The organism is Pseudomonas sp. DW-iso3 (assembly GCF_058725305.1).
Genome location: NZ_JBZXDZ010000001.1, coordinates 945,905 through 971,922 on the forward strand (window position 1 = coordinate 945,905; position 26,018 = coordinate 971,922).

The window sequence follows — 26,018 nt, forward strand, 5'->3', positions numbered from 1 at the left end:
GCAGCTTCAAACTTGCTGTTTAAAGCTGCCTTTATTACTGATCGTCAAAATACCGCTCATGCCAATCCACCAGCGGCTGTGGTGAGTTGAGCTTCTGGCCGTAGATCACCGAATAAGACAGCACGTTCTGCACATACTGGCGGGTTTCGTCGAACGGGATGCTTTCCACCCACACGTCAAAACTCAGGTGATCCGCGCCGCGCAGCCATTGGCGCACGCGGCCGGGGCCGGCGTTGTAGGCGGCGGAGGCGAGCACACGGTTACCGTTGAACTGGCTGTGCACCTGGCTCAGGTAGGCGGCGCCGAGCTGGATGTTTTTGTCCGGGTCCAGCACTTGGGCGGGGGAGGCCAGGGGGATGCTGAACTTGCGTGCGGTTTCCTTGGCGGTACCGGGCATCAGTTGCATCAGGCCGCTGGCGCCGACGCCAGAGCGGGCGTCATCCATGAAGGCGCTTTCCTGACGGGTAATCGCGAACACCCAGCTGGAGTGCAGGCCGCGCACCTTGGCTTCGCGCACCAGAGTGTCGCGGTGCGCCATCGGGAAGCGGATGTCCAGGTCATCCCAGTACTGCGCCTGGCTGATGGTGCGGATCGCCGGGAAGTACCATTTCATGTCGTAGGCCAGCTTGGCCTGGGCAACCATCTCGTCGCGGTTGAAGTGACGGCTCACGTGGTACCACTCACGGCGGCCATCCACCACCTGGCCACGTGCGTAGAACTCCAGGGCACGACGTACGCCCGGGGTGTTACGCACCTTGCTGACCAGTGCCTGGCTCATTAGCAGCGGTTTGTTCTTCAGCTGGTACGGAGCCTTGGAGCGATCCGCCGCCAGGAACCCGTAGAAATCGCGTTCTTGCGCCAAGTGTTTGTACAGGACCAGCGCTTGCGGGTTCTTCGGCTCGGCCAATTCCAGACTGCGGGCCTGCCAGTAGCGCCAGCGGTTGGTGGTGGCCAGGTCCTGGGGAAGCTTGCGGGTCAACTGGTAGGCGTCTTCCCAGCGCGCCAGGCGCAGCAGCAGGCGCAGGCGCCACTCGGAGACGGTGTTGTCGCGCAGTTCGGGATCGTACTTGGTCATCACCTCAAGGGCGCGCGGGTCATAGCGCTTGGCCAGGGTGAGACCGATTTCGCGGGCGATCGACACTTTTTCGTCACGGGAGAAGTGCATGCTGCTGGCGTAGCCGTCGAGCAGGGCCATGGCCTTGTCGGGATCCTGGCGTGCCAGGCGGCGCAGGCCCAGGCCCACGGCGTCAGACATGGCCTCAGTGGCCGGCAGGAAGCGTGAAGGGTCGCTGAGCATGTCGGGCTTCTGCGCCACGTCCACCATCAAGCGGCCTTGGGCGCCGAGGGTGGGCAGGGTTTTCACCAGGCTGTTGGCCAGCGCGTAGTTGCGCGCTTCGGCGGCGAGTTTGGCGCGATCCCAGATCTTCTGTTCAGTGAGTTGGCCGTCAGCCGCCCACTGCCCGAAGGTGACATCGCAGGCCGCCGGTTGGGACTTGCCGGTCATCCACAGTTTTTCGGCGGTCTTGTAGCCTTCCGCTTTCAGGTTGTGGGTGAGCTGGAACTGGCCATGCAGGCAGTCGAGTTCGACGAAATTGAGCTTGGCGTCGTAGTACTTTTCAAAGGTCTGCCAGTCGCCACGCTCGGCCAACCAGCGCAACCAGCGCAGCTTCATCCAATTGGCCTGGGGCAGGTCGCCGTTTTTGGCGAGGAACTGCTCGATTTCCTGGTTGCTCGCGGTTTTCAGGCGTGCCGTCAGTTCGTCATAGGCCAGGTACGGTGTCAGCGGGTAGTCGGCCAGGGCTTGGCTGTATTGCATGTAAGGCCCGGTATCGCCCTTGGCCAAGGCGCGTTTGGCTTCATCGTAATATTGACGTTGGGTGGTGAGGTCCACGGCCTGTGCGGATTGAACGGCGGTGGCGGAAAGAAGCAGACAAGATAAAAAGTTGAAAAGGCGGCTGCGCATGAGACGTCCGTGCAGAGAAATCACGACTAGCATCGGCACCGCCGACACTGATTGCCCCTAGCTTAGCCTTTTGCCCAACGCAGACGAAAGCTTTGCCGGGCGGTTCGTTCAAGTTCGTTGGAAATGTCCTACAGAACGTGTCGGTAGCGAAAATGCCAGCCGCATCCCACCCCTAACTCAGGTAGAATGCGCGCCCAGTTTTTGGAGAAGCGTATGACCCTGCTCAAATTCAGCGATGTGTCCCTTGCTTTCGGCGCTATGCCGTTGTTGGACAAGGTGTCCTGGCAGATCGCCCGTGGTGAGCGGGTGTGCATCATCGGCCGCAACGGCACCGGCAAATCCAGCATGATGAAGCTGGTCAAAGGCGACCAGAAGCCCGATGACGGCTCCGTATGGCGCGCGCCGGGCCTCAAGATCGGCGAATTGCCGCAAGAATTGCCGGTGGCCGACGGACGGACAGTGTTCGACGTGGTTGCCGAAGGCCTCGACGGCGTCGGCGCGCTGCTCGCCGAATACCATCACCTGGCACAGAACTGTGTCACCGAAGACGACCTGAACAAGCTGATGCACGTCCAGCAAGACCTCGAAGCCCGTGATGGCTGGCGCTTGCAGCAACTGGTCGACAGCACCTTGAGCCGCCTGCAACTGCCGGCCGACAAGACGCTCGCCGAGTTGTCCGGTGGCTGGCGTCGTCGTGTGCTGCTGGCCCAGGCCCTGGTTTCCGAGCCGGACCTGTTGTTGCTCGATGAACCGACCAACCACCTGGACATCGGCGCGATTGCCTGGCTGGAGGAAGCCCTCAAGGAGTTCCAGGGCGCTGTGCTGTTCATCACGCACGATCGTTCCTTCCTGCAGAATCTGGCGACCCGCATCCTTGAGTTGGACCGTGGTGGTCTGATCGACTGGAACGGCGACTACGCCAGCTTCCTGGTACACAAGGAAGCCGCGCTGGCCGCCGAAGAAACCGCCAACGCGCTGTTCGACAAGAAGCTGGCCCAGGAAGAAGTCTGGATCCGTCAAGGCATCAAGGCCCGCCGCACCCGTAACGAAGGTCGCGTACGTGCCCTGAAAGCCCTGCGGGTCGAGCGCAGCGAGCGTCGCGAGCGCACCGGCAAGGCCAATATCCAGCTGGACACCGCCGACAAGTCGGGTAAGCAGGTGATGGTGCTGGAGAACGTCAGCTTCCATCACCCGGACGGCCCGTTCCTGATCAAGGACTTCTCCATGGTCCTGCAGCGCGGCGACCGTATCGGCCTGCTGGGCGCCAACGGCACCGGCAAGACCACGTTGCTCAAGCTGATGCTCAGCGGTCTGCAGCCGACCAGCGGCACCGTGGAAGAGGGTACGCGCATCGACGTGGCTTACTTCGACCAGTTGCGCCACCAGTTGGACCTGGAAAAAACCGTGATCGATAACGTCGCCGAAGGTCGCGACTTTATCGATATCGACGGCCAGAGCCGCCACGTCCTAAGCTACTTGGGTGACTTCCTGTTCAGCCCGCAGCGTGCCCGTACACCGGTGAAAGCCTTGTCCGGGGGAGAGCGTGCGCGCCTGCTGCTGGCCAAGCTGTTCAGTAAGCCGGCCAACCTGCTGGTCCTCGACGAACCGACCAACGACCTCGACGTGGAAACCCTCGAGCTGTTGGAAGAAGTGCTGCTGACCTTCAACGGCACTGTGCTGATGGTCAGCCACGACCGGGCATTCCTCGACAACGTGGTCACCAGCACCCTGGTCTTCGAAGGCGAAGGCAAGGTGCGTGAATACGTCGGTGGTTACCAGGACTGGCTGCGTCAGGGCGGCTCGCCGCGTCTGCTGGGCGTGACCGAGAGCAAGTCCGGCAAAGCTGACCTGAATTCGGCGGTGGTGGCGCCGGTGGCGGCTGCTACGCCGGTTGTGGAGTCGGCGCCGGTTGGCAAGAAGAAGCTCAGCTACAAGCTGCAGCGTGAGCTGGAAGCCTTGCCGGGTGATATCGACGCCAAGGAACAGCAGATTGCCGCGGTAGAAGCGGAGATGGCTGACGCGGGTTTCTACCTGCGTCCGGCGGCGGAAACTGCCAAGGTGATTGCTTCCCTGGAGAAACTGAATCAGGAGTTGGAAGTGCTGGTTGAGCGTTGGGCCGAGCTGGATGCCTGAGTGATCTGCACGTAATAAAAAACCCGGTGTTCATTTTCATGAGCACCGGGTTTTTTATATGAAATACAGTTGAAAATGTGCTTAAGAGGATTTCACCAGCTTCACGGCCAGCACATCACACGGCGCGCCATGCAATACATCATTGGCAGTGGAGCCCAGCAACAACGCCAGACCATGCCGGCCATGGCTGCCCACCACGATCAGGTCGCAGTTTTGTTCCTTGGCCAGATGGTGGATTTCCTGGCGCGGTTGGCCGTAAGTGAGGTGGGAGTTTTCCTTGGTCACTTCGGGGTATTTGAGAATCAACCGGTCCAGGCGCTCTTTGGCCTGATCGAACTGTTGTTGCTGCAACTGGGAAAGGTCCATGGGCACGTCACCCCCAAAGGCCATGGCCATTGGTTCGACGATATGCACCAGCGACAGTTTGGCACCGCTGGCGATCGCGAAGGCGCGGGCGCGCTTGATGACTGGATCGCACTCTTCGGTCAGGTCGACAGCGACCAGAATATGTTCGTAGGACATGGGGCGTTCCTCCAGGGGACTGCAATAAGTTCAGTATGGCTGCTTTCAAGCGGATGGGGTTGCGTCAGATCAAATCCGCTCATCTAGAAATTCGGGAGTACACATATGACGGTCTGGATAGTGGTGTCAATCCTTGTGGTGGTTCTGAGCCCTCTGGCATGGCTGCGCCCGTCGCGCCATCAGAGCGGGCGCATGGCCCTGCGCATGGAAGCACGCCGTATCGGCCTGGCCATGCAGTTGGCGCCCCAGGAGTGGCCCCATTGGCTCAAGCAGGAGCCGCCGAGCCCCTGTGCGCAGTACTGCCGGCCACGGCGCGGGAGCACGCCGGCCATCTGGAGTTACTGGCAGTTGGAGCCGGGTGTGTGGGTCAATCAGTGGCGTGAAGTGTGTGTCGATGAGAAGTTGTTGCCGCATTTTGCAAAGCTGCCGACCAACGTCTACAAGGTCGAGGCCGACAAGCAGATGATTGCGTTGTATTGGGGCGAGAAGGGCGAGGCGAGTGTGTTGAAAGATATCGATGTATTGCTCAAGGCGCTTGCCTAAAAGCCAGGCAATAAAAAGCCCGACATCATCATCGGGCTGGAGTTGGCCAGGCAGGCCGGTAAATCTGTGTTTCCCGCGTCGGATGTTCATCCAGGCGCGTCAGGGGTGTCGCTAGCCTAGCGGTATATCCCGTTCTGTACAGCCTTTTCCCCGATCTTTTCTATTATTGATTTCGTGAATAGTTGAATATTGACGAATCAAGGGCTTATGGTCGGGGTTCTGAAATGACTGGAAAGTCGCGTTTTTCCTAGCCTTTCGAGCGATTGACAATTGCCCGGAATTGGATGAAGGTGGCGTACCCAAATCAAACGGGCGTATGAATTGAGCGTTTGTCTGTCAGACGACTCATACAGAATCCCGACTATCGCATTGGCGGGTGTGCCTGGCGGATTGGCGTGAACATTGGCGAATTCATCAATGTCCAGCCAGAGGCCAGCGTCCAATGTGTACTGTTCAGCTTCCATATCGTGGAGATCAGTTGATGATTTACGAAGGTAAAGCCATCACGGTTAAGGCTCTTGAAAGTGGCATCGTCGAACTGAAATTCGACCTCAAGGGTGAGTCCGTCAACAAGTTCAACCGTCTAACCCTGAATGAATTGCGTCAGGCCGTAGACACCATCAAAGCTGATGCTTCGGTCAAGGGCGTGATCGTCTCCAGCGGCAAGGACGTGTTCATCGTCGGCGCTGACATCACCGAATTCGTCGACAACTTCAAGCTGCCCGATGCCGAGCTGGTGGCTGGCAACCTCGAAGCCAACAAGATCTTCAGCGATTTTGAAGACCTCAACGTACCGACCGTCGCCGCGATCAACGGCATCGCGTTGGGCGGTGGCCTGGAAATGTGCCTGGCGGCGGACTTCCGCGTCATGTCGGCCACTGCCAAGATCGGCCTGCCTGAAGTCAAACTGGGCATCTACCCAGGTTTCGGCGGCACCGTACGCCTGCCGCGTCTGATCGGTGCCGACAACGCTATCGAATGGATCGCCGCCGGTAAGGAAAACAAGGCTGAAGACGCCCTGAAAGTCGGTGCTGTCGACGCTGTAGTTGCCCCGGATAAACTGGCCGAAGCCGCACTGAACCTGATCAAGGGCGCCATCAGCGGCGAATTTGACTACAAGGCCAAGCGTCAGCCGAAGCTGGAAAAACTCAAGCTCAACGCCATCGAACAAATGATGTCGTTCGAAACCGCCAAAGGTTTCGTGGCTGGACAGGCCGGCCCGAACTACCCGGCGCCGGTTGAAGCGATCAAGACCATCCAGAAAGCCGCGAACTTCGGTCGCGACAAAGCCCTGGAAGTGGAAGCGGCTGGCTTCGTCAAACTGGCGAAAACCTCTGCAGCCCAGAGCCTGATCGGCCTGTTCCTGAACGATCAGGAACTGAAGAAAAAGGCCAAGGCCTACGACGAAATCGCCAAGGACGTGAAACAGGCTGCCGTACTCGGCGCCGGTATCATGGGCGGCGGTATCGCTTACCAGTCGGCGTCCAAAGGCACGCCGATCCTGATGAAAGACATCAACGAACACGGGATCGAGCAAGGCCTGGCGGAAGCCGCCAAGCTGCTGGTCGGTCGCGTGGACAAAGGTCGCATGACCGCCGCGAAAATGGCTGAAGTGCTCAACGGCATTCGTCCTACGCTGTCCTACGGCGATTTCGGTCATGTCGACCTGGTGGTCGAAGCGGTTGTCGAGAACCCTAAGGTCAAGCAAGCCGTACTGGCTGAAGTGGAAGCCCAGGTCAAAGACGACACCATCCTGGCCTCCAACACCTCGACCATTTCCATCTCGCTGCTGGCCAAGGCCCTCAAGCGTCCGGAAAACTTCGTCGGCATGCACTTCTTCAACCCGGTGCACATGATGCCGCTGGTGGAAGTGATCCGTGGCGAGAAGTCCAGCGAGCTGGCCGTTGCCACCACCGTTGCCTACGCCAAGAAAATGGGCAAGAACCCGATCGTGGTCAATGACTGCCCGGGCTTCCTGGTCAATCGCGTGCTGTTCCCGTACTTCGGCGGTTTCGCCAAGCTGGTCAGCGCTGGTGTGGACTTCGTGCGCATCGACAAAGTCATGGAAAAATTCGGCTGGCCAATGGGCCCGGCGTACCTGATGGACGTGGTCGGCATCGACACCGGCCACCACGGTCGCGACGTCATGGCTGAAGGCTTCCCGGATCGTATGAAAGACGACCGCCGCTCGGCGATCGACGCGCTGTACGAGGCCAAGCGCCTGGGCCAGAAGAACGGCAAGGGCTTCTACGCCTACGAGGCTGACAAGAAGGGCAAGCAGAAGAAAGTGGCCGATCCGTCGGTGCACGAAGTGCTCGCTCCGGTCATCTACGAACAGCGTGAGGTGTCCGACGAGGACATCATCAACTGGATGATGATCGCCCTGTGCCTGGAAACCGTGCGTTGCCTGGAAGACGGCATCGTCGAGACCGCCGCCGAAGCCGATATGGGCCTGGTGTACGGTATTGGTTTCCCTCCATTCCGTGGTGGTGCACTGCGTTACATCGACTCGATCGGTGTGGCTGAGTTCGTTGCCCTGGCTGACAAATACGCTGATTTGGGCCCGCTGTACCACCCGACCGCGAAGCTGCGTGAAATGGCCAAGAACGGCCAGAGCTTCTTCGGTTAAGCGCCCAGACGACTAGAGCGAGAATATTTATGAGCTTGAATCCAAGAGACGTGGTGATTGTCGACTTCGGTCGCACACCGATGGGCCGCTCCAAGGGCGGCATGCACCGCAACACCCGTGCCGAAGACATGTCGGCACACTTGATCAGCAAAGTGCTGGAGCGCAACACCAAGGTCGACCCGAACGAAGTCGAGGACGTGATCTGGGGCTGCGTCAACCAGACCCTGGAGCAGGGTTGGAACATCGCGCGCATGGCGTCGCTGATGACCCAGATCCCGCACACTGCCGCGGGCCAGACCGTGAGCCGTCTGTGCGGTTCGTCGATGAGCGCGCTGCACACCGCCGCCCAGGCGATCATGACCGGCAACGGTGATGTGTTCGTGGTCGGTGGTGTGGAGCACATGGGCCACGTCAGCATGATGCACGGCGTCGATCCTAACCCGCACATGTCGCTGTACGCGGCGAAAGCCTCGGGCATGATGGGCCTTACCGCGGAAATGCTTGGCAAAATGCATGGCATTACCCGCGAAGCCCAGGACGCGTTCGGCTTGCGTTCCCACCAGCTCGCCCACAAGGCGACCCTGGAAGGCAAGTTCAAGGATGAAATCATCCCGATGAACGGTTATGACGAGAACGGTTTCCTGAAACTGTTCGACTACGACGAAACCATTCGTCCGGATACCACCCTGGAAAGCCTGGCGGCTCTCAAGCCAGCGTTCAATCCAAAGGGCGGCACCGTGACAGCCGGTACTTCGTCGCAAATCACCGACGGTGCTTCGTGCATGATCGTGATGTCGGCGCAGCGTGCCCAGGACTTGGGTATCCAACCGCTGGCCGTGATCCGTTCGATGGCCGTGGCGGGTGTGGACCCGGCAATCATGGGCTATGGTCCAGTACCGGCCACACAAAAAGCCTTGAAGCGCGCGGGCCTGACCATCAACGACATCGACTTCTTCGAGCTCAACGAAGCTTTCGCCGCACAGGCCCTGCCGGTGCTGAAAGATTTGAAAGTACTCGACAAGATGAATGAGAAGGTTAACCTGCACGGCGGCGCGATTGCCCTGGGCCACCCATTTGGTTGCTCCGGTGCACGTATCTCCGGCACTTTGCTTAACGTGATGAAGCAAAATGGCGGCAACCTCGGGGTAGCCACCATGTGCATTGGTCTCGGCCAAGGCATTTCCACCGTCTTCGAACGCGTCTAAGCGTTGGGTTGACGGAAGCCGGGGCCCAGTGCCCCGGTTTTTGTTTTTGGGTGGTTTTGTATTTTTTTTTTAACAAATTTTGTAAGAGGGCCAGAGCATGAAAGTCGAACCAGGGCTCTACCAGCATTATAAAGGTCCGCAGTACCGTGTTTTCAATGTGGCGCGCCACTCCGAGACCGAAGAAGAAGTGGTGTTCTACCAAGCACTGTATGGCGATTACGGCTTTTGGGTGCGTCCTTTGAGCATGTTCCTGGAGACCGTCGAAGTTGACGGCGAGCAGGTCCCGCGCTTTGCTTTGGTCCAGGCCGAACCCAGTCTTTTTTCAGGGCAATAACGGCGGGTCGCGCAGAATGCTGCGCTTGACCTCACCTTGTTGCCACTATATATAGCGTTGCCGCGACAGGCGCCAACTGCCTTTCACTTCTCGAATTCAGGAATTTTCCGATCCATGGGCAAATCGCTGGTCATTGTGGAATCCCCGGCTAAGGCCAAGACCATCAACAAGTACTTGGGCAACGAGTACGTGGTGAAGTCGAGTATCGGCCATATCCGAGACCTGCCCACCAGCGGTTCGGCTAGCGCCAGTAAGGAGCCAGCCGCCAAGCGCGGCAAGGCGGCTGCGGGCGAAGGTCCGGTGCTCACCCCTAAAGAGAAAGCGCGCAAGCAGCTGGTCTCGCGCATGGGTGTGGACCCGGATCATGGCTGGAAGGCCAAGTACGAAATCCTTCCAGGCAAGGAAAAGGTCATCGAAGAGCTGCGCCGGCTCGCCAAGGATGCCGACACCATCTATCTCGCAACGGACTTGGACCGCGAAGGGGAAGCCATTGCCTGGCACCTGCGGGAAGCCATCGGCGGCGACGACAGCCGCTACAAGCGTGTGGTGTTCAACGAAATCACCAAGAAGGCCATCCAAGAGGCCTTCTCCAAGCCCGGCGAACTGGACATCGACCGCGTCAACGCCCAACAGGCCCGTCGTTTCCTCGACCGCGTCGTGGGTTACATGGTCTCGCCACTGCTGTGGGCCAAGATCGCCCGTGGGCTGTCCGCCGGCCGTGTGCAATCGGTTGCGGTGAAGCTGGTGGTGGAGCGTGAGCGCGAAATCCGTGCGTTCATCCCCGAAGAGTACTGGGAAGTCCACGCCGATCTGGGCACTGCCAAGGGCGCCAACGTGCGCTTTGAAGTGGCCCGCGAGAAAGGCGAGGCCTTCAAGCCGCTGAACGAAGCCCAGGCCATGGCGGCGCTGGAAAAGCTCAAGTCTTCCAGTTACAGCATCGTCAAGCGTGAGGACAAGCCGACCAGCAGCAAGCCATCGGCACCGTTCATCACCTCCACCCTGCAACAGGCCGCGAGCAACCGCCTGGGCTTTGGGGTGAAGAAAACCATGATGATGGCCCAGCGCTTGTACGAAGCTGGCTACATCACTTACATGCGTACCGACTCCACCAACCTGTCGGTGGACGCGGTCGCGATGGCGCGTACCTATATTGAAGAAGAGTTCGGCAAGAAGTACCTGCCCGAGAAACCGAACGTCTACAGCAGCAAGGAAGGCGCACAAGAGGCTCACGAAGCGATCCGTCCTTCCGACGCCAATACCACGCCTGCCAAGCTGAGCGGCATGGAGCGCGACGCTGAGCGCCTCTACGAGCTGATCTGGCGCCAGTTCCTGGCCTGCCAGATGCTGCCGGCGCAATACCTGTCCACCACCGTCACTGTGGCGGCTTCTGACTTCGAGCTACGTGCCAAGGGCCGTATCCTCAAGTTCGACGGCTATACCCGTGTGATGCCGCAAATCGCCAAGCCTGGCGATGACGATGTGCTGCCGGACATGGCCCAGGGCGATACGCTGAAGCTGATCACGCTCGACCCGTCCCAGCACTTCACCAAGCCGCCGGCGCGTTATTCGGAAGCCAGCCTGGTGAAAGAGATGGAAAAACGCGGTATCGGTCGTCCTTCGACCTACGCGGCGATCATCTCCACCATTCAAGACCGTGGCTACGTTGCGCTGCACAACCGTCGTTTCTATTCGGAAAAGATGGGCGACATCGTCACCGAACGCCTGTCGGAAAGCTTCTCCAACCTGATGGACTACGGCTTCACCGCCGGCATGGAAGAGAACCTCGATGACGTGGCCCAGGGCGAACGCGACTGGAAAAACGTGCTGGACGAGTTCTACGGCGACTTCAAGAAAAAACTCGAAGTAGCTGAAAGCCCTGAAAGCGGTATGCGCGCCAATCAGCCGGTGATGACTGACATCCCGTGCCAGACCTGCGGCCGCCCGATGCAGATTCGTACGGCGTCCACCGGCGTGTTCCTCGGTTGCTCGGGCTACAGCCTGCCGCCGAAAGAGCGCTGCAAGGCCACCGTCAACCTGGTGCCGGGTGACGAAATCGCTGCCGATGACGAGGGGGAATCCGAGTCGCTGGTACTGCGTGGCAAGCACCGTTGCCCAATCTGCAGCACGGCGATGGACGCCTACCTGCTGGATGAAAAGCACAAGCTGCATATCTGCGGTAACAACCCGGATTGCAACGGCTACGAGATTGAAGAGGGCACCTATCGCATCAAAGGCTACGAAGGTCCGAGCCTGGAATGCGACAAGTGTGGCAGCGAGATGCAGCTCAAGACTGGCCGTTTCGGCAAGTTCTTCGGCTGCACCAACCCGACGTGCAAGAACACCCGCAAACTGCTGAAAAGCGGTGACGCGGCGCCGCCGAAGATGGACCCGGTGAAGATGCCTGAACTCAAGTGTGAGAAGGTCAACGACACCTACATCCTGCGTGACGGCGCTTCGGGGCTGTTCCTGGCTGCCAGCCAGTTCCCGAAAAACCGCGAGACCCGTGCACCGCTGGTGCTGGAGATCGTGCCGCACAAGGACGAGATCGATCCGAAGTACCACTTCCTGTGTGAAGCGCCGAAGAAGGATCCGGATGGTCGCCCAGCCGTGATCCGTTACAGCCGCAAGACCAAGGAGCAGTACGTGCAGACCGAAGTGGACGGCAAGCCTACTGGCTGGAAAGCGTTCTACGACGGCGGCAAGTGGAAGGTCGAGGACAAGCGCCAGGGCGCTTGACCCGTCGGATGCGCTGAAGATCCAATGTGGGAGGGGGCTTGCCCCCGATAGCGGTATATCAGTCGACATGTGTATGACTGATGCGCCGCAATCGGGGGGCAAGCCCCCTCCCACATTTGGATCAGTCTGGATCTGAACGTCGAGTTTTGCCCCCCCATAAGCAGCGGTTTATTGCACTTGCAGTAGGCTCGGCTGATCCGTGACACTGTTCAGCCAGCATCACGCTTATTCGTTGTGGAGATTGCCGTTATGGCCAACGAACTCTATACCCGTACCAACCAGAAAATTTACTTCGCGGGTTTGTCCCTGGAAGCCCTTGGCCGCGCCGAGGAGGGGAAAGAGATGAATGCCATCGCGCTGGTCCAGGCGGGGCGTGAAGCGGCATTGTTCCACCTGTACGGTGCCTTGCTGGGCCTGTGCCATGAAATCGCCGGGTTCTACCGTTTGCCCCAGGCGGGTTCGCCTCGTGCAGAGATGATCATGAACCGCGAAGTGCTGGACTCGATGGCGATTCCTGAGCTGGCTGAGCTGGTTGAAATGGCCCAAAGCCCCGACAGCTGGGTCGCACGCCTGCTCAAGGCGCATGCCGATATGTTCCAACCGCCGCGTATTCCCCATGTGCCCAAGGGCGATGTGACTCAACCGTTGATCGTGGCGGTTGCGGTTGAAGAGGATGAGCCCAAGCCGTTGAGCCGGGAAGAGCTGGAAAGCTGGCGCCAGGCACTGAAAAAGATGGCGCTGCGCTTTCGCGAAGGCCTCAACGAGTGCTGAGGCGGCGTCACTGACTTACACCGATCAATCTGTGGGAGCTCGCTCCCACATGTGAACCGGGTCATCCTGGCACCATTCATCAAGCCGCAACGAAACCTGGCCAGATCCTCAGCGAAACGCAGCGGATGACTGATATAATCCCGGCCTTTCGTGGAGAACAGACTTTTATGCCGACGTCCTTTCTGGAAATTGTTGAGTTGCCTGACGGCCGAATCGAGCTGCGTCGGGCTGAGGACGAGGGTTCTCTGGTCATTCTGGATTTTTCCGAGGACGCCAAAGTGTTCTTGCAGGGCCAGCACGTGGAAGTGGCTAAAGCCATGTTGAGCGTGGGCGTGCAGATGGCAGGTCGCCTGGCAGAAGGCGAGCCGGAGAAAGAAGACGGGCCGCGCGTTCTTCACTGAGTTCCAGTGAGAAGAGGACGTGCTGTGGTGAGCGGGCAAGCTGGCTCACTGCAGAATCCCGCTCACCACGGACGTTCGTGGAGTGCGGGACTGCCCACGGGGCTTTGGCCGCTCAGTACTTATCCCAATCGAATATTCAAGCTCTGAGCATCGCCCGTGCGCGCGGCACTGATCAGTTGTTGCTTGGCACTGACACTCAGTGGATTCAACCAGCTCACCACCGTATGGCTACGGCCCAGGCGCAGGGCTTCGCAGGTCAATTGCTGCGCACTTTGCGCGCCGCGCGGTTGCAGCAGCAGGATGCGCTCGCGGTTGAGGCCGGCGTCCCGTAGCCAGGCTTGGGTCAGGCTGGCGGGTGGGGCGATCAGCGTCAGCCAGCGCGCGTCCTGCTCTTCGCTCAATTCGCGTAGGATCGGCGCCAGCAGGCTCAGGCAGCTCCCCGCTGCACCGCGCAACGACAATTCACTGAACGCCTCAGGCTCGGCGCTCCAGGGCGCTTCGACCGTTTCCTTGAGAATGGGCGCAAGGGGTTGGGCCATGAAGGCCTCGAACAGCGACAGTTGTGTGTGTTGTGGGGTGTGGATGAGCTGCATGATGCCTCCTTTAGCGGCGAATGACGCCGACGCTCAAGCCTTCGATCACCAGGTCCTGATCTTTCAGGTTCACTTCAATCGGGGCGAACTCAGGGTTCTCGGCCAGGAGCCAGACCTTGCTGCCTTCGCGCTTGAAGCGTTTGACGGTGACTTCATCGCCGATACGGGCGACGACGATCTGGCCATTACGGGCTTCGCGGGTGGTGTGGACGGCCAGCAGGTCGCCATCGAAGATGCCCACGTCCTTCATGCTCATGCCATGGACCCGCAAGAGGTAGTCGGCGCGCGGATGGAAGAAGGTCGGGTTGATGTTGCAGGATTCCTCGACGTGCTGCTGCGCCAGGATCGGCGCACCGGCAGCGACGCGACCGATGATCGGCAGGGTCGATTCGTCGGCCTTGGCTTCGAAGCCAGGGATGCGGATACCGCGCGAGGCACCGGGGGTCATTTCGATCGCGCCTTTGCGAGCGAGGGCCTTGAGGTGTTCTTCGGCGGCATTGGGGGACTTGAACCCCAGTTCCAGCGCAATTTCCGCTCGCGTCGGCGGGTAGCCGTTGTCATCGAGGCAGCGCTTGATAAAAGCCAGAATCTCAGCTTGGCGTGGCGTCAGTTTTAGCATGTTGATCGCTCTGTCTTTTTATACAGTGACTGGGATTATATACAGTGGACTGCGCTTGGCAATCCTCCTTTTCGAGTGCGCCGCTGGACGGTCATCGTGCAGGCTTCCCACACGCCAGAGATAGCGCTGCCTACAGAGGCGTAAGGATGTGATTAAATAGCGATGAAATACATGACTGCCCGGCCGGAAAGCGAACCCGCAGGCTTGACAAGACACAACCTGAAACGTATGTTTCAAACAAGTGTTTGTCAGGCGGAGTAGCCATGGCCCAGTCGGAAACCGTTGAACGCATTCTCGATGCTGCCGAGCAATTGTTTGCGGAAAAAGGATTTGCTGAAACGTCGTTGCGGCTGATCACCAGCAAGGCTGGGGTCAACCTCGCTGCTGTGAACTACCATTTCGGTTCGAAAAAGGCCCTGATCCAGGCGGTGTTTTCGCGCTTCCTGGGGCCGTTCTGCACCAGCCTTGACCGTGAGCTTGAGCGTCGCCAGGCCAAGGCTGACCACAAGCCGACCCTGGAAGAACTGCTGGAAATCCTCGTTGAGCAGGCCCTGGTGGTTCAGCCCAGGAGCGGCAACGATTTGTCGATCTTCATGCGCCTGCTGGGCCTGGCGTTCAGTCAGAGCCAGGGGCACCTGCGGCGTTATCTGGAAGACATGTACGGCAAGGTATTTCGTCGCTATATGTTGCTGGTCAACGAAGCCGCTCCGCGTATTCCGCCGATTGAACTGTTCTGGCGCGTGCACTTCATGCTCGGTGCCGCCGCGTTCAGCATGTCCGGGATCAAGGCGTTGCGGGCGATTGCCGAGACTGATTTCGGCGTCAACACCTCCATTGAACAGGTCATGCGCCTGATGGTGCCGTTCCTGGCCGCCGGCATGCGCGCCGAAACCGGTGTGACCGACGCCGCCATGGCCGCCGCCCAATTGCGTCCACGCAGCAAGTCCGTGCCAACGCCCGCCAAGGTTTGACCGCGCCGGGTGGGCGCGGCCGCTTGCATCCGCTAAGCTAGCGGCCCATGCCGAATTCAGCTATTTACTCGCAACCCGTTGTGCTCACCGTGCCTGGTGAGGGCAACGGGTTGTGTGCGTTATTTAAGGAAGGTTTATGACTGCTGCCCTGCAAGGTTCTTTGATGGTCGACGTTGCCGGCACCTGGCTCACGGCCGAGGACCGCCACCTGCTGCGCCAGCCTGAAGTGGGTGGCCTGATTATCTTTGCGCGCAACATCGAGCATCCGCGTCAGGTGCGGGCGTTGAGTGCGGCGATTCGTGCCGTGCGTCCGGACCTGCTGTTGGCCGTCGATCAGGAAGGTGGCCGCGTACAGCGTCTGCGTCAGGGGTTTGTGCGCTTGCCGGCCATGCGTGCCTTGGCGGATAACCCCAACGCCGAATACCTGGCCGAACAATGCGGCTGGATTATGGCGACTGAAGTGTTGGCCGTTGGCTTGGACCTGAGCTTCGCCCCGGTGCTGGACCTGGACTACCAACGCAGCGCGGTGGTTGGCACCCGCTCGTTCGAAGGCGATCCCGTGCGCGCCGCCGTGCTGGCCGGTGCCTTTATCCGTGGCATGAACAGCGCCGGCATGGCGGCCACCGGCAAGCATTTTCCTGGTCACGGTTGGGCCGAGGCCGATTCCCACGTTGCCATTCCCAATGATGAACGCAGTCTTGAGCAGATTCGTGCGCATGATCTGGTGCCTTTCGCGCGCTTGAGCAAGCAATTGGCGGCGGTGATGCCGGCCCACGTCATCTACCCGCAAGTCGATGCCCAGCCAGCCGGGTTCTCACGCCGCTGGTTGCAGGACATCCTGCGCGGCGAGTTGCAGTTCGATGGGGTGATTTTCAGCGATGACCTGTCCATGGCCGGTGCCCATGTGGTGGGCGATGCCGCCAGTCGCATCGAAGCGGCGCTGACGGCAGGTTGCGACATGGGGTTGGTATGCAATGATCGCGCGGCTGCTGAGCTGGCGCTGACCGCCGCCCAGCGCATGAAGGTCAAGCCATCAGCTCGAATCGCACGCATGCGCGGCCAGGCGATTGCGTCGACGGACTACAAGCAGGACCCGCGCTGGTTGGCGGCGCTTACCGCGTTGCGGGATGCTCAGTTGATCGGCTGAACACCGCGTCGCGGCTATCGCAGGCTTGCCTGCGATAGCGGTCTAACCGTCAACGCTTCTCTTGCTTGTGCGGCAACGGCGCAAACAACGCTTCAATGTCCTCATTGCCCAGTTGCCAGTCCCCGGTGGTGCGCCCGTCCAGCACGCCCGCTGCCAGGTCGGATTTTTCCTTCTGCAGGTGCTGGATTTTCTCCTCCACCGTGCCTCGGGCAATCATCTTGTAGACGAACACCGGCTTCTCCTGACCGATGCGATAGGCGCGGTCGGTGGCCTGGTTTTCCGTGGCCGGGTTCCACCAAGGATCGTAGTGGATCACCGTATCGGCTTCGGTCAAGTTCAGGCCGACGCCCCCGGCCTTCAAGCTGATCAGAAAAATCTGTAGCTTGCCGCTCTGGAAATCCTTCACCGGTGTGCGTCGATCCCTTGTCTGGCCGGTGAGCAGTGCGTAGGCCACGCCACGTTTTTTCAGCTCGACTTCGATCAGGCTCAACATCGAGGTGAACTGGGAAAACAGCAGGATCCGCCGGCCTTCCTCAAACAGCTCCGCAAGCATTTCCATCAAGCTATCAAGCTTGCCCGAGCTGCTGCCACGGGCGGGCAGGGTTGCATCGTTGACCAGGCGCAGGTCGCAGCACACCTGGCGCAGCTTCAGCAGTGCCTCAAGAATGATGATCTGGCTGCGTGCCACGCCCTTGCGAGTGATCTCGTCGCGCACCTTTTTGTCCATGGCCAGGCGCATGGTTTCGTACACGTCGCGCTGGGCCTCATTGAGGTCGACCCAGTGGATGATCTCGGTCTTGGGTGGCAGCTCTGTTGCCACCTGCTCCTTGGTGCGGCGCAGCAGGAAGGGTTTTATCCGACCGTTCAGGTGTTGCAATCGCACATCGCTGGCGCGCTTTTCGATGGGCGTGCGGTAGTCGCGGTTGAAGCTTTTTACGTCGCCCAGCCAGCCTGGGAGCAGGAAGTGGAACAACGACCAGAGCTCGCCCAAATGGTTTTCCAGCGGCGTGCCGCTCAGGCACAGGCGCTGTCGTGCATTCAACTCACGTGCGGCCTGGGCCGCCTTGCTGGACGGGTTCTTGATGTACTGGGCCTCATCGAGGATCAGCACATGCAGGGGCAGGGCTGCGAGCTGTTCGATGTCCTTGGGCAGTAGGGCGTAGGTGGTCAGCAGCAGGTCATAGTCCTGCAGGGTCGCGAAATGTTTCTTACGTGCGGCGCCATACAGTGCCAACACGTTGAGTTGCGGTGTGAAGTGCGCTGCCTCATCCAGCCAGTTGGGAATCAGGCTGGTGGGCATTACCACCATGCACGGTCGATCCAGGCGCCCGGCGATTTTCTCCGTGAGAATATGCGCCAGGGTCTGCAGGGTTTTGCCCAGTCCCATGTCATCCGCCAGTATCCCGCCAACCTCCAGCTGGCGCAGTGACTGCATCCAGCTCAAGCCTTCCAGCTGGTACGGACGCAAGGTCGCGTTCAGCCCTTCTGGGGCCACGCAGGTGAAGTCCTTGATGTCTCGGAGGCGCTGGGCAAAGTTGCGGATCTTCTCGCCACCTTCCCATTGCAGCGGTAGATCTTCCAGCGGGTTCAACCGAATCGCGTCGGCCTTCGCCAGGCGCAGTGTGGTGGTACCGGTGTCCTGCAGGTAGAACTCGCCGAGGGTAGCGAGCACCGGTTTCAGACGGCCGTAGGGCAGGGCGACTTGCAGCGGACCATGCCCGCCATTGGGCAGGCCGGGGATGTTCACCAGGATCAGTTCATCATCGCGGCGGCGTGCGAGTTTTTCCGGGTTGAGGATCTCGGTGTGGGAGCGCATCAGGTTCAGCAGGATCGGCAGCAGGCTCAGCCGCTCACCGTTGACGATAATTCCCAGCTCCAGGTCGAACCAATCGCGCTCCGGGCCTTCATCGACGGTGGCGTACCAGTCATCGACGGCGCTCAGGTCGAAGCCGAAATCCTCATCGATCTGCAACTCCCAACCCTCGGCGCGCAAGGTCGGTGATGCATTGAGGGTGAAGTTCAGCCAGGCGCTGTCATTGACCATCTCGAACAACTCGCCGGCGCTTTCCGGCAGCGCCTTGCTCTGGCGCGTGGCGATCTTGAACCCCAGTAGGCGCAGTTGTTCACGGTACGGCTGCTCAAGCTCCGGATGCCGCTTGATGCGCAGGCTTTGGGTTTCCTGGCGCACGATGATGTCGGCGTTTTTCTGCCCGCTGACATAGTTGCCCAAGTAGTTGAACGACAGCGCCGCGCGATGCTGGATATAGCGCTGCATCTTGCCGTTGCGCGGTTCAAAGGCACTGAACTCGACACTGGCGAGCCACAAGCGCGGCACGGGCACGACATCCTCCATCACCACCTGCGGCAACGCCACCCGGTTTTCCAGCACGGCCTGGAGTTTTTCCAGCAGCTCGGCATCTTGTGCAGCGGCCGGGTAGGCCAGGGTTTCCTGGACCTTGAGCAGCACCGCCGCGATATGTTTGCAGTTGGTGTGCACCGGGCAAGTGCAGCGGCTGTCCACCAGGATCAGCGTGCCTTTGGCCGATTCGCGCAGCGAAATGGTCTGCCGGTAGACGTTGCCGCCCGAGCCTTCGCAACTGGCGACAATGGTGCTGTCACCGCACTCGACAATGCGCACCCGGTTCTCCAGGGCATAACGTCGCCCGCGCTCCAGGCTTTGCTCTTTAAAGCGATTGGCCCACGAAGGGGCCAGGGGTTTGGTCAGCGACGCTGTCAGGGGCATGGCGCTGGATCAGTCCTGGATGTCGGGCGGTGGCGCGCTGGGGGGCTTGGCGGTCAGCGAGGTGATCTTGATCAGCAACGCCAGGTGGCCGCCGTCCAGGTAGTTGAGCTGGTTGTTCTTGGTGCGCACATCGGTCTGGCTCAAGTGTTCGCTGGCGATCACGCTGCCGTTGGCGTCGAACTGGTTGATCCAGAAGTTCGCATCGATATCGGTAAAACGCCCCAATTGCAGGCTCAACACGCCCTCGATGGGAAACTGGCCGAACTGCTCCTGGCCGTCGGTGATGGCGACTTTGACCGGCTGATCGCCGAGGTTCTGCTCCCAGGCCTTGTGCGCCAGCACCGTGTAGCTTGAGTCGGCACGCAGCTTGTCGACGATATTACTCAGGCGCGGCGGGCTCAACTTATCACCCAGGCGCACGGCGCCGGCATCCCAGTTTTCCGACGCGGCGCGGCTGTTGATCACCGGCTCCGCGTTCTGGCGCACCAGGATCATTTCCACCTGGTAGGGGCTGTCGGCGAACGCCGCAGGTGCCGCTACCACCAACAACAGGCTCAAAATGCGGAACAGGCGCATCGGGGCGTCCTTCAAGCAGATTTCGGGATGAGGCGCTCGAACAACGCCTCCAATGTATTAAAGCGTTCTTCGGCACGTTCCATCGGCACCATGAACTTGAACAGCGTAGCCCCTTCGAACTTGTAGCGGTTGGGCTGGCCCTGGATCAGCTTGATCAGCACCAGTGGATCCACCGGTGTCTGCGCCTCAAACTCGATGCGCCCACCCTGCGGCCCGGCGTCGACTTTCTTGATGCCAAGCTGCTCGGCCTGCAATTTCAGCAGGGTCAGGCGCACCAGGTTCTTGGTCGGTTCCGGCAACAGGCCGAAGCGGTCGATCATCTCCACTTGCAGGTCCTTGAGACCTTCTTCGTCGGTGGCCGAGGCGATGCGTTTGTACAGGATCAGCCGCGCATGCACATCCGGCAGGTAGTCTTCGGGAATCAACGCTGGCAAGCGCAGGTTGATCTCCGGACCGCCGCCCAGCGGTTGATCGAGGTTCGGTTGCTCGCCTTTGCGGATGGCTTTCACCGCGCGCTCAAGCATCTCCATATACAGGGTGAAACCGACCGCCTGGATCTGCCCGCTCTGGCCGTCGCCCAGCAGTTCACCGGCACCACGGATTTCCAGGTCGTTGGTGGCCAGTACAAAACCGGCGCCCAGGTCCTGGGTGTTGGCGATGGCTTCCAGGCGCTTTTCGGCGTCGGAGGTGATCTGTTGGCGCGGCGGCGTCAGCAGGTAGGCATACGCCTGGTGGTGACTACGCCCCACCCGGCCGCGCAGTTGGTGCAGTTGGGCCAGGCCGAACTTGTCCGCCCGTTCGATGATGATGGTGTTCGCGCTTGGCACGTCGATACCGGTCTCGATGATGGTCGAGGCGATCAGCACGTTGAAGCGCTTGTGGTAGAAGTCGCTCATCACCTGTTCGAGTTCGCGCTCGCGCATTTGGCCGTGGCCGATGGCGATACGCGCCTCCGGCACCAGCTCGGCGAGGTCGGCGGCGCATTTCTCGATGGTTTTTACGTCGTTGTGCAGGTAGTAAACCTGCCCGCCGCGCAGCAGTTCGCGCAACAGCGCTTCCTTGACCGTGCTCTTGTTCTGCTCCATCACGAAGGTGCGCACCGACAGGCGACGTGCCGGCGGCGTGGCGATGATCGACAGATCGCGCATGCCCGACACCGCCATGTTCAGCGTGCGCGGAATCGGTGTGGCGGTGAGGGTGAGGATGTCGACTTCGCTGCGCAGGGCCTTGAGCTGTTCTTTCTGACGCACACCAAAGCGGTGTTCTTCGTCGATGATCACCAGGCCCAGGTTCTTGATCTTCACATCGTCCGACAGCAGCTTGTGCGTGCCGATCACGATGTCGATCTTGCCTTCGGCCAAATCGGCGATGGCCGCATTCACTTCCTTGGCCGATTTGAAGCGGCTCATGACTTCCACGGTCACTGGCCAATCGGCAAAGCGGTCGCGGAAGCTGTTGTAGTGCTGCTGGGCGAGCAAGGTGGTGGGGACCAGAATCGCCACTTGCTTGCCGCCATGCACGGCAATAAAAGCGGCGCGCATGGCCACTTCGGTCTTGCCGAAGCCCACGTCGCCGCAGACCAGGCGGTCCATGGGCTTGGGCGCGAGCATGTCGGCGCGCACGGCTTCGATGGTGGTTTGCTGGTCCGGGGTTTCCTCGAAAGCGAAGCCGGCGCTGAAGGTGGCGTAGTCGGCTTTCGGGTCGGCAAACGCGTAACCTTCGCGCGCCGCGCGGCGTGCATAGATGTCGAGCAGTTCGGCGGCGACGTCGCGCACTTGTTCGGCGGCCTTGCGCTTGGCTTTCTGCCAGGTCTCCGAGCCCAAGCGGTGCAACGGCGCCAGGGCGTCGTCGCTGCCGGTGTAGCGGGCGATCAAATGCAGGTTGGCCACCGGTACATAGAGCTTGGCGCCCTCGGCGTATTCCATGGTGAGGAATTCGGCGGCCTGGTTGTCGATCTCCAGGGTCTGCAAGCCCAGGTAGCGGCCGACGCCGTGGTCGATATGCACCACCGGCGCGCCTTCGCGCAGCTCGGTGAGGTTCTTGATCACGGCATCGTTGTTGGCATCGGCGCGTTTTTCACGACGGCGGCGCTGCATCACACGCTGGCCGAACAGCGGGCTTTCGGCAATCAGCGCTAGAGCCGGATCATCCAGCAACAGGCCTTCGTCCAGTGGCGCGATGGTGATCGCCAGGCGCTCTTTGCTTTTGACAAAATCGGGCCAGCTGTCGACGGTTTTCGGTCGCAGCTTCAGGCGTTCGAGCAGTTCCAGCAGCACTTCGCGACGGCCTGCGGATTCGGCGGTAAACAGCACGCGGCCAGGGAAGTCGCCGAGGAAGTTGGACAGCGCTTCCAGCGGTTGCGTGGCTTTGGCCTGGATCGCCAGGTCCGGCAGTGTTGCCGCCGGGAAGCGTTCACGGCCAGCGCCGGTTTCCACATCCTGCTGGCTGGCGACCACACGCGGCCAGCTTTTCAGGCGCGCGAAGCAGTCTTCCACTGGCAGGAACAGTTCTGCAGGCGGCAATAAAGGACGGGACGGATCGACGCGGCGCTCTTCATAGCGGTTACGCACGTCGTTCCAGAAGTTTTCTGCGGCCTGTTCGATACCCGGCAGCGAGAACACCTGGGTGTCCTGGGGCAGGTAATCGAAAAGGGTGGAGGTTTCGTCAAAGAACAACGGCAGGTAGTACTCGATACCGGCCGGGGTAATCCCGCTGCTGAGGTCCTGGAAGATCGGGCAGCGGCGGAAGTCCACGTCGAAGCGTTCACGGAAGCGCGCCTTGAAGCGGGTGACCGCGTCTTTTTGCAGCGGGAATTCCCGCGCGGGGAGCAGCTTGACCGAGTCGACTTTATCAATGGAGCGCTGGTTTTCCGGATCGAAGGTACGCAGGGTCTCGATTTCGTCATCGAACAGGTCGATGCGGTACGGCAACTTGCTGCCCATCGGGAACAGGTCGATCAGCGCCCCGCGCACGGCGAATTCGCCGTGCTCGTACACCGTGTCCACGCAGCGGTAGCCGCTGGCTTCCAGGCGCGTGCGCATCTGTTCCACGTCGAGCTTCTGACCGATATCCAGCACCAGGCTGCTGCCCAGCAGGAACTTGGTCGGCGCCAGACGATGCAGCGCCGTGGTAATAGGCACCACCAGCACGCCATGGGCCAGTTCCGGCAGGCGGTACAGGCTGGCGATGCGCTGGGAGATGATGTCCTGGTGCGGCGAGAACAGGTCGTAGGGCAGGGTTTCCCAGTCGGGGAAGTGCAGCACCGGCAAATCGGGGGCGAAGAAGCTCAGCTCCTGCTCCAACCGTTCGGCGCTTTGGCTGTCGGCGGTGAGCAGCAGGGTAAAGCGCTTGGCTGCGCTGGCAGCCTCGGCGATGGCCAGGCTCAGGGCGGCACCGGGCAGGTTGCCCCAGTGCTGTTTACCTGCCGCGGCAGGGAGAAGCGGTAGACGCAGAACGGGCACGGAAGGTTGAGCTCCAAGCGTTGCGACAAAGTCGGTAATTGTAACGGCCCAAGGTGCCGCCTGTCAGTTTCTGACTGAGCCTATTACGGTTTATGGGAAATGTAGTGGCTAAGACAAACAATGGCGGGTTTTGACTCAATATGTAGTGCCAAAATGTACGCGTTTTTCGGAGGGTTACGGACAAGTTGTCTTGCGCGTGCCATTAGTGGGCTTCTGGAACCCGCGTATTTACTGGGCTGTAGCGGGGTGTCAATTTTCCGCAAGGGCTTTTTGTTGCTGAAGGCGCATTGCTCCGGGGGCGGTCGGGCGGCATAATGTAGCCCCTTTTTTCAGCCCCTACATGTGGAAGGTTCCCGTGACTCAGAAGCCCGACCAGTGTCTTGGTGAATGGATCGACCGTGAAGCACTCGCAGAAGCGATGATCCCGCTTATCGGTCAGCTGTACCGCAATAACAATGTGGTGAGCTCGATCTATGGCCGCAGCCTGATCAACCAGTCCGTCATCGCGATTCTCAAAGCCCACCGCTTTGCGCGTCACCGTTCCGCCGACGACAGCGAACTCTCCGTCCACGAAACATTCCCACTGCTTAAGGCCATGAGCGAGCTCAAGCTCGGCGCGGCATCGGTAGACCTGGGCAAGCTGGCCTACAAATTCCGCAAGGAAGGCGCCGGCCGTACCGCCGAGCAGTTCGTGCGTGAAGAAATGGCCGATGTGGTTGGCCAGCAAAACGCCGCTGCCCGCAAAGGCACCGACGTTGTGCTGTACGGCTTCGGTCGTATCGGCCGCCTGCTGGCACGCATCCTGATCGAAAAAACCGGTGGCGGCGACGGCCTGCGCCTGCGTGCCATCGTGGTGCGTAAAGGCGCCGAGAACGACCTGACCAAGCGTGCCAGCCTGCTGCGCCGCGATTCGGTACACGGCCCGTTCAACGGCACCATCGTCATCGACGAAGAAAACAACACCATCACCGCCAACGGTAACCTGATCCAGGTGATCTACGCGAAGAACCCGTCCGAGGTGGATTACACCCAGTACGGCATCAAGGACGCCCTGCTGGTGGACAACACCGGTGTATGGCGTGACGCCGAAGGTCTGGGCCAGCACTTGGCCTGCCCGGGTGTTGACCGCGTTGTCCTGACCGCGCCTGGCAAAGGCAAGCTGAAGAACATCGTTCACGGCATCAACCACGCTGAAATCACCGCTGACGACAAGATCGTTTCCGCCGCTTCCTGCACCACCAACGCCATCGTGCCGGTGCTGAAGGCTGTGAATGACAAGTTCGGCATCGTCAACGGCCACGTTGAAACCGTTCACTCGTACACCAACGACCAGAACCTGATCGACAACTTCCACAAAGGCGATCGCCGTGGCCGCAGCGCTGCGTTGAACATGGTGATCACCGAGACCGGTGCTGCCACCGCTGCTGCCAAGGCCTTGCCTGAGCTGGCCGGCAAGCTGACCGGTAATGCGATCCGCGTTCCGACGCCAAACGTGTCGATGGCCATTCTCAACCTGAACCTTGAGAAAGCCGCTACCCGTGAAGAGATGAACGAGTACCTGCGCTACATGGCGCTGCACTCCGATCTGCATAAGCAAATCGACTTCGTCAACTCGCAGGAAGTGGTCTCCACCGACTTCGTGGGCTCGCGCCACGCCGGTGTGGTGGACGCCGAAGCGACCATTACCCAGGACAACCGCGTTGTACTGTACGTGTGGTACGACAACGAGTTCGGCTACAGCTGCCAGGTGGTTCGCGTGATGGAAGACATGGCCGGGGTCAACCCGCCTGCGTTCCCGCGCTAAGCATTAGCGTTGAATGAAAAAGCCCCGACTGGTTCGGGGCTTTTTTTATGGCTGGGGGGGTTGTGTTGTTTGGTGGGGCCTCTTCGCAGGCAAGCCAGCTCCCACATTCTGATAGGTGCATACATTCAAATGTGGGAGCTGGCTTGCCTGCGATGGGGCCTTCAGTCCAAAAGCGTGTTGCGCAGGCTGGCGGACAACCCCTCGGGCGCCAACCAGATCCCCAGGTAGGCCCGCGCCAGCGCGTCATCGCGGCTGCTGAACACCACTTGCCCATTGATCTCCAGGTGCAAGCCACGCCCTGGTCGATAATCCAGGGCATATCGATCACCGGCTTGAATATTACGAAAGCTAGCATGCAGTTTTTCCAGTTCCGGCTTCAAGCTCGCGTTGGCTTGCTGGCGTTCCAGCGTTGTATTAGCCGCCTTGATCACGTCATTGCGGTCGATGTCGCGAAAGTAATACAGCGTCAGGCGCAGCGCTTTTTGTTGTGCCCAAGCCTGCTTGGCGCTCAGGTCGGACGGGGCATACAGCGCAGCCGCGTAAACATCCGCCCAGAGGTAGGTGAGCACCGCCTGGTTTTTCAACGTCAGTTGCTGGGACTGCGCCGGAAAATCGGCCTGCTTCAGACGATCCGCCTCATTGGCCTGCACCGTGATGGACAGCATCAGTAATGAACAGAAAACGACGTGTCGCATAATTGCCCGTCCTGTAAGGGTGCTTGTCGGCAGTGTAATTGCAAATTCCTGATGTTGTAGTAAAGGCAAGACTGGCCTACGACGCGACCAAGGGTTAATGTTCGCGGCGTTGAGCCTTATATAGACTGTGCCCCGGTTCACACACTTGAGCCAAATTGTCCTTCATGACCGC

At 60.2% G+C, this 26,018-nt stretch carries 19 protein-coding genes; 11 read left to right on the forward strand and 8 right to left on the reverse strand.

Annotated features, from left to right (window positions below; genetic code table 11):
- Positions 1–34 precede the first annotated feature (34 nt).
- Positions 35–1,963: a transglycosylase SLT domain-containing protein gene (locus AC4PS7_RS04395; RefSeq protein ID WP_021490993.1), complete on the reverse strand. Its 1,929-nt coding sequence runs from the start codon at positions 1,961–1,963 to the stop codon at positions 35–37.
- 213 nt (positions 1,964–2,176) lie between these two features.
- Between AC4PS7_RS04395 and AC4PS7_RS04400 the strand changes: the two genes are divergently transcribed.
- The gene (locus AC4PS7_RS04400) at positions 2,177–4,096 is read left to right on the forward strand and encodes an ATP-binding cassette domain-containing protein (RefSeq protein ID WP_010212078.1); all 1,920 of its coding nucleotides are present in this window, start codon (positions 2,177–2,179) and stop codon (positions 4,094–4,096) included.
- A gap of 81 nt (positions 4,097–4,177) precedes the next feature.
- On the opposite strand, the gene AC4PS7_RS04405 is transcribed toward AC4PS7_RS04400, so the two are convergent.
- The gene (locus tag AC4PS7_RS04405; protein WP_010212077.1) at positions 4,178–4,618 is read right to left on the reverse strand and encodes a universal stress protein; all 441 of its coding nucleotides are present in this window, start codon (positions 4,616–4,618) and stop codon (positions 4,178–4,180) included.
- 105 nt (positions 4,619–4,723) lie between these two features.
- Between AC4PS7_RS04405 and AC4PS7_RS04410 the strand changes: the two genes are divergently transcribed.
- From AC4PS7_RS04410 to AC4PS7_RS04440, 7 genes are all read left to right on the forward strand, one after another.
- On the forward strand, positions 4,724–5,161 hold the full coding sequence (locus AC4PS7_RS04410) for a hypothetical protein (RefSeq protein WP_010212076.1): 438 nt from the start codon (positions 4,724–4,726) through the stop codon (positions 5,159–5,161).
- Positions 5,162–5,642: 481 nt separating this feature from the next.
- On the forward strand, positions 5,643–7,790 hold the full coding sequence (gene fadB, locus AC4PS7_RS04415) for a fatty acid oxidation complex subunit alpha FadB (protein ID WP_005786151.1): 2,148 nt from the start codon (positions 5,643–5,645) through the stop codon (positions 7,788–7,790).
- Between the two features lie 29 nt (positions 7,791–7,819).
- On the forward strand, positions 7,820–8,995 hold the full coding sequence (gene fadA / locus AC4PS7_RS04420) for an acetyl-CoA C-acyltransferase FadA (RefSeq protein ID WP_021490991.1): 1,176 nt from the start codon (positions 7,820–7,822) through the stop codon (positions 8,993–8,995).
- Between the two features lie 97 nt (positions 8,996–9,092).
- Positions 9,093–9,329, forward strand: a complete 237-nt coding sequence (locus AC4PS7_RS04425) for a DUF1653 domain-containing protein (protein ID WP_021490990.1) — start codon at positions 9,093–9,095, stop codon at positions 9,327–9,329.
- Between the two features lie 114 nt (positions 9,330–9,443).
- A complete protein-coding gene (gene topA / locus AC4PS7_RS04430) occupies positions 9,444–12,065 on the forward strand; it encodes a type I DNA topoisomerase (protein ID WP_010212072.1) in 2,622 nt (873 codons plus the stop codon).
- A 249-nt stretch (positions 12,066–12,314) separates the two neighbouring features.
- Entirely contained in the window at positions 12,315–12,836 is a 522-nt protein-coding gene (locus AC4PS7_RS04435; protein WP_010212070.1) for a DUF6586 family protein, read from the forward strand.
- A 167-nt stretch (positions 12,837–13,003) separates the two neighbouring features.
- Positions 13,004–13,237 carry a hypothetical protein gene (locus tag AC4PS7_RS04440; protein ID WP_010212068.1) on the forward strand — a complete coding sequence of 78 codons (234 nt, stop codon included), beginning with the start codon at positions 13,004–13,006 and terminating at the stop codon, positions 13,235–13,237.
- Positions 13,238–13,356: 119 nt separating this feature from the next.
- Here AC4PS7_RS04440 and sulA read toward each other — a convergent pair whose 3' ends face one another.
- Together sulA and lexA are read right to left on the reverse strand one after the other, a co-directional pair.
- Positions 13,357–13,830, reverse strand: coding sequence for an SOS-induced cell division inhibitor SulA (gene sulA, locus AC4PS7_RS04445; RefSeq protein ID WP_042570739.1), 474 nt, complete (start codon positions 13,828–13,830; stop codon positions 13,357–13,359).
- A 10-nt stretch (positions 13,831–13,840) separates the two neighbouring features.
- Positions 13,841–14,449: a transcriptional repressor LexA gene (gene lexA, locus AC4PS7_RS04450; RefSeq protein ID WP_003172575.1), complete on the reverse strand. Its 609-nt coding sequence runs from the start codon at positions 14,447–14,449 to the stop codon at positions 13,841–13,843.
- Between the two features lie 263 nt (positions 14,450–14,712).
- Between lexA and AC4PS7_RS04455 the strand changes: the two genes are divergently transcribed.
- Positions 14,713–15,420, forward strand: a complete 708-nt coding sequence (locus tag AC4PS7_RS04455) for a TetR/AcrR family transcriptional regulator (protein WP_010212061.1) — start codon at positions 14,713–14,715, stop codon at positions 15,418–15,420.
- Positions 15,421–15,556: 136 nt separating this feature from the next.
- The gene (nagZ, locus tag AC4PS7_RS04460) at positions 15,557–16,567 is read left to right on the forward strand and encodes a beta-N-acetylhexosaminidase (RefSeq protein WP_021490988.1); all 1,011 of its coding nucleotides are present in this window, start codon (positions 15,557–15,559) and stop codon (positions 16,565–16,567) included.
- Positions 16,568–16,616: 49 nt separating this feature from the next.
- Here the strand turns inward: nagZ and AC4PS7_RS04465 are convergent, their stop codons facing one another.
- Genes AC4PS7_RS04465 through mfd form a run of 3 tightly spaced genes read right to left on the reverse strand, consistent with a single transcriptional unit; the run spans position 16,617 to position 23,347 of the window.
- Positions 16,617–19,310, reverse strand: coding sequence for a DEAD/DEAH box helicase (locus AC4PS7_RS04465; protein ID WP_137206446.1), 2,694 nt, complete (start codon positions 19,308–19,310; stop codon positions 16,617–16,619).
- A gap of 9 nt (positions 19,311–19,319) precedes the next feature.
- On the reverse strand, positions 19,320–19,886 hold the full coding sequence (locus AC4PS7_RS04470; protein WP_492179124.1) for a CsiV family protein: 567 nt from the start codon (positions 19,884–19,886) through the stop codon (positions 19,320–19,322).
- Between the two features lie 11 nt (positions 19,887–19,897).
- Positions 19,898–23,347, reverse strand: coding sequence for a transcription-repair coupling factor (gene mfd, locus AC4PS7_RS04475; protein ID WP_021490986.1), 3,450 nt, complete (start codon positions 23,345–23,347; stop codon positions 19,898–19,900).
- A gap of 340 nt (positions 23,348–23,687) precedes the next feature.
- On the opposite strand from mfd, the gene AC4PS7_RS04480 reads away from it, so the two are divergent.
- Positions 23,688–25,151 carry a glyceraldehyde-3-phosphate dehydrogenase gene (locus AC4PS7_RS04480; protein WP_021490985.1) on the forward strand — a complete coding sequence of 488 codons (1,464 nt, stop codon included), beginning with the start codon at positions 23,688–23,690 and terminating at the stop codon, positions 25,149–25,151.
- Between the two features lie 161 nt (positions 25,152–25,312).
- Here AC4PS7_RS04480 and AC4PS7_RS04485 read toward each other — a convergent pair whose 3' ends face one another.
- Positions 25,313–25,846: a chalcone isomerase family protein gene (locus AC4PS7_RS04485; RefSeq protein ID WP_492179126.1), complete on the reverse strand. Its 534-nt coding sequence runs from the start codon at positions 25,844–25,846 to the stop codon at positions 25,313–25,315.
- Positions 25,847–26,018 lie beyond the last annotated feature (172 nt).

Coding starts and splice junctions, on each gene's coding strand:
- fadB (WP_005786151.1), top strand. CDS start 5,643: ATGATTTACGAAGGTAAAGCCATCACGGTTAAGGCTCTTGAAAGTGGC.
- sulA (WP_042570739.1), bottom strand. CDS start 13,830: ATGCAGCTCATCCACACCCCACAACACACACAACTGTCGCTGTTCGAG.
- AC4PS7_RS04410 (WP_010212076.1), top strand. CDS start 4,724: ATGACGGTCTGGATAGTGGTGTCAATCCTTGTGGTGGTTCTGAGCCCT.
- AC4PS7_RS04395 (WP_021490993.1), bottom strand. CDS start 1,963: ATGCGCAGCCGCCTTTTCAACTTTTTATCTTGTCTGCTTCTTTCCGCC.
- AC4PS7_RS04465 (WP_137206446.1), bottom strand. CDS start 19,310: ATGCCCCTGACAGCGTCGCTGACCAAACCCCTGGCCCCTTCGTGGGCC.
- AC4PS7_RS04470 (WP_492179124.1), bottom strand. CDS start 19,886: ATGCGCCTGTTCCGCATTTTGAGCCTGTTGTTGGTGGTAGCGGCACCT.
- nagZ (WP_021490988.1), top strand. CDS start 15,557: ATGACTGCTGCCCTGCAAGGTTCTTTGATGGTCGACGTTGCCGGCACC.
- AC4PS7_RS04485 (WP_492179126.1), bottom strand. CDS start 25,846: ATGCGACACGTCGTTTTCTGTTCATTACTGATGCTGTCCATCACGGTG.
- lexA (WP_003172575.1), bottom strand. CDS start 14,449: ATGCTAAAACTGACGCCACGCCAAGCTGAGATTCTGGCTTTTATCAAG.
- AC4PS7_RS04400 (WP_010212078.1), top strand. CDS start 2,177: ATGACCCTGCTCAAATTCAGCGATGTGTCCCTTGCTTTCGGCGCTATG.
- AC4PS7_RS04455 (WP_010212061.1), top strand. CDS start 14,713: ATGGCCCAGTCGGAAACCGTTGAACGCATTCTCGATGCTGCCGAGCAA.
- AC4PS7_RS04405 (WP_010212077.1), bottom strand. CDS start 4,618: ATGTCCTACGAACATATTCTGGTCGCTGTCGACCTGACCGAAGAGTGC.
- AC4PS7_RS04440 (WP_010212068.1), top strand. CDS start 13,004: ATGCCGACGTCCTTTCTGGAAATTGTTGAGTTGCCTGACGGCCGAATC.
- fadA (WP_021490991.1), top strand. CDS start 7,820: ATGAGCTTGAATCCAAGAGACGTGGTGATTGTCGACTTCGGTCGCACA.
- topA (WP_010212072.1), top strand. CDS start 9,444: ATGGGCAAATCGCTGGTCATTGTGGAATCCCCGGCTAAGGCCAAGACC.
- AC4PS7_RS04425 (WP_021490990.1), top strand. CDS start 9,093: ATGAAAGTCGAACCAGGGCTCTACCAGCATTATAAAGGTCCGCAGTAC.
- AC4PS7_RS04435 (WP_010212070.1), top strand. CDS start 12,315: ATGGCCAACGAACTCTATACCCGTACCAACCAGAAAATTTACTTCGCG.
- AC4PS7_RS04480 (WP_021490985.1), top strand. CDS start 23,688: ATGTGGAAGGTTCCCGTGACTCAGAAGCCCGACCAGTGTCTTGGTGAA.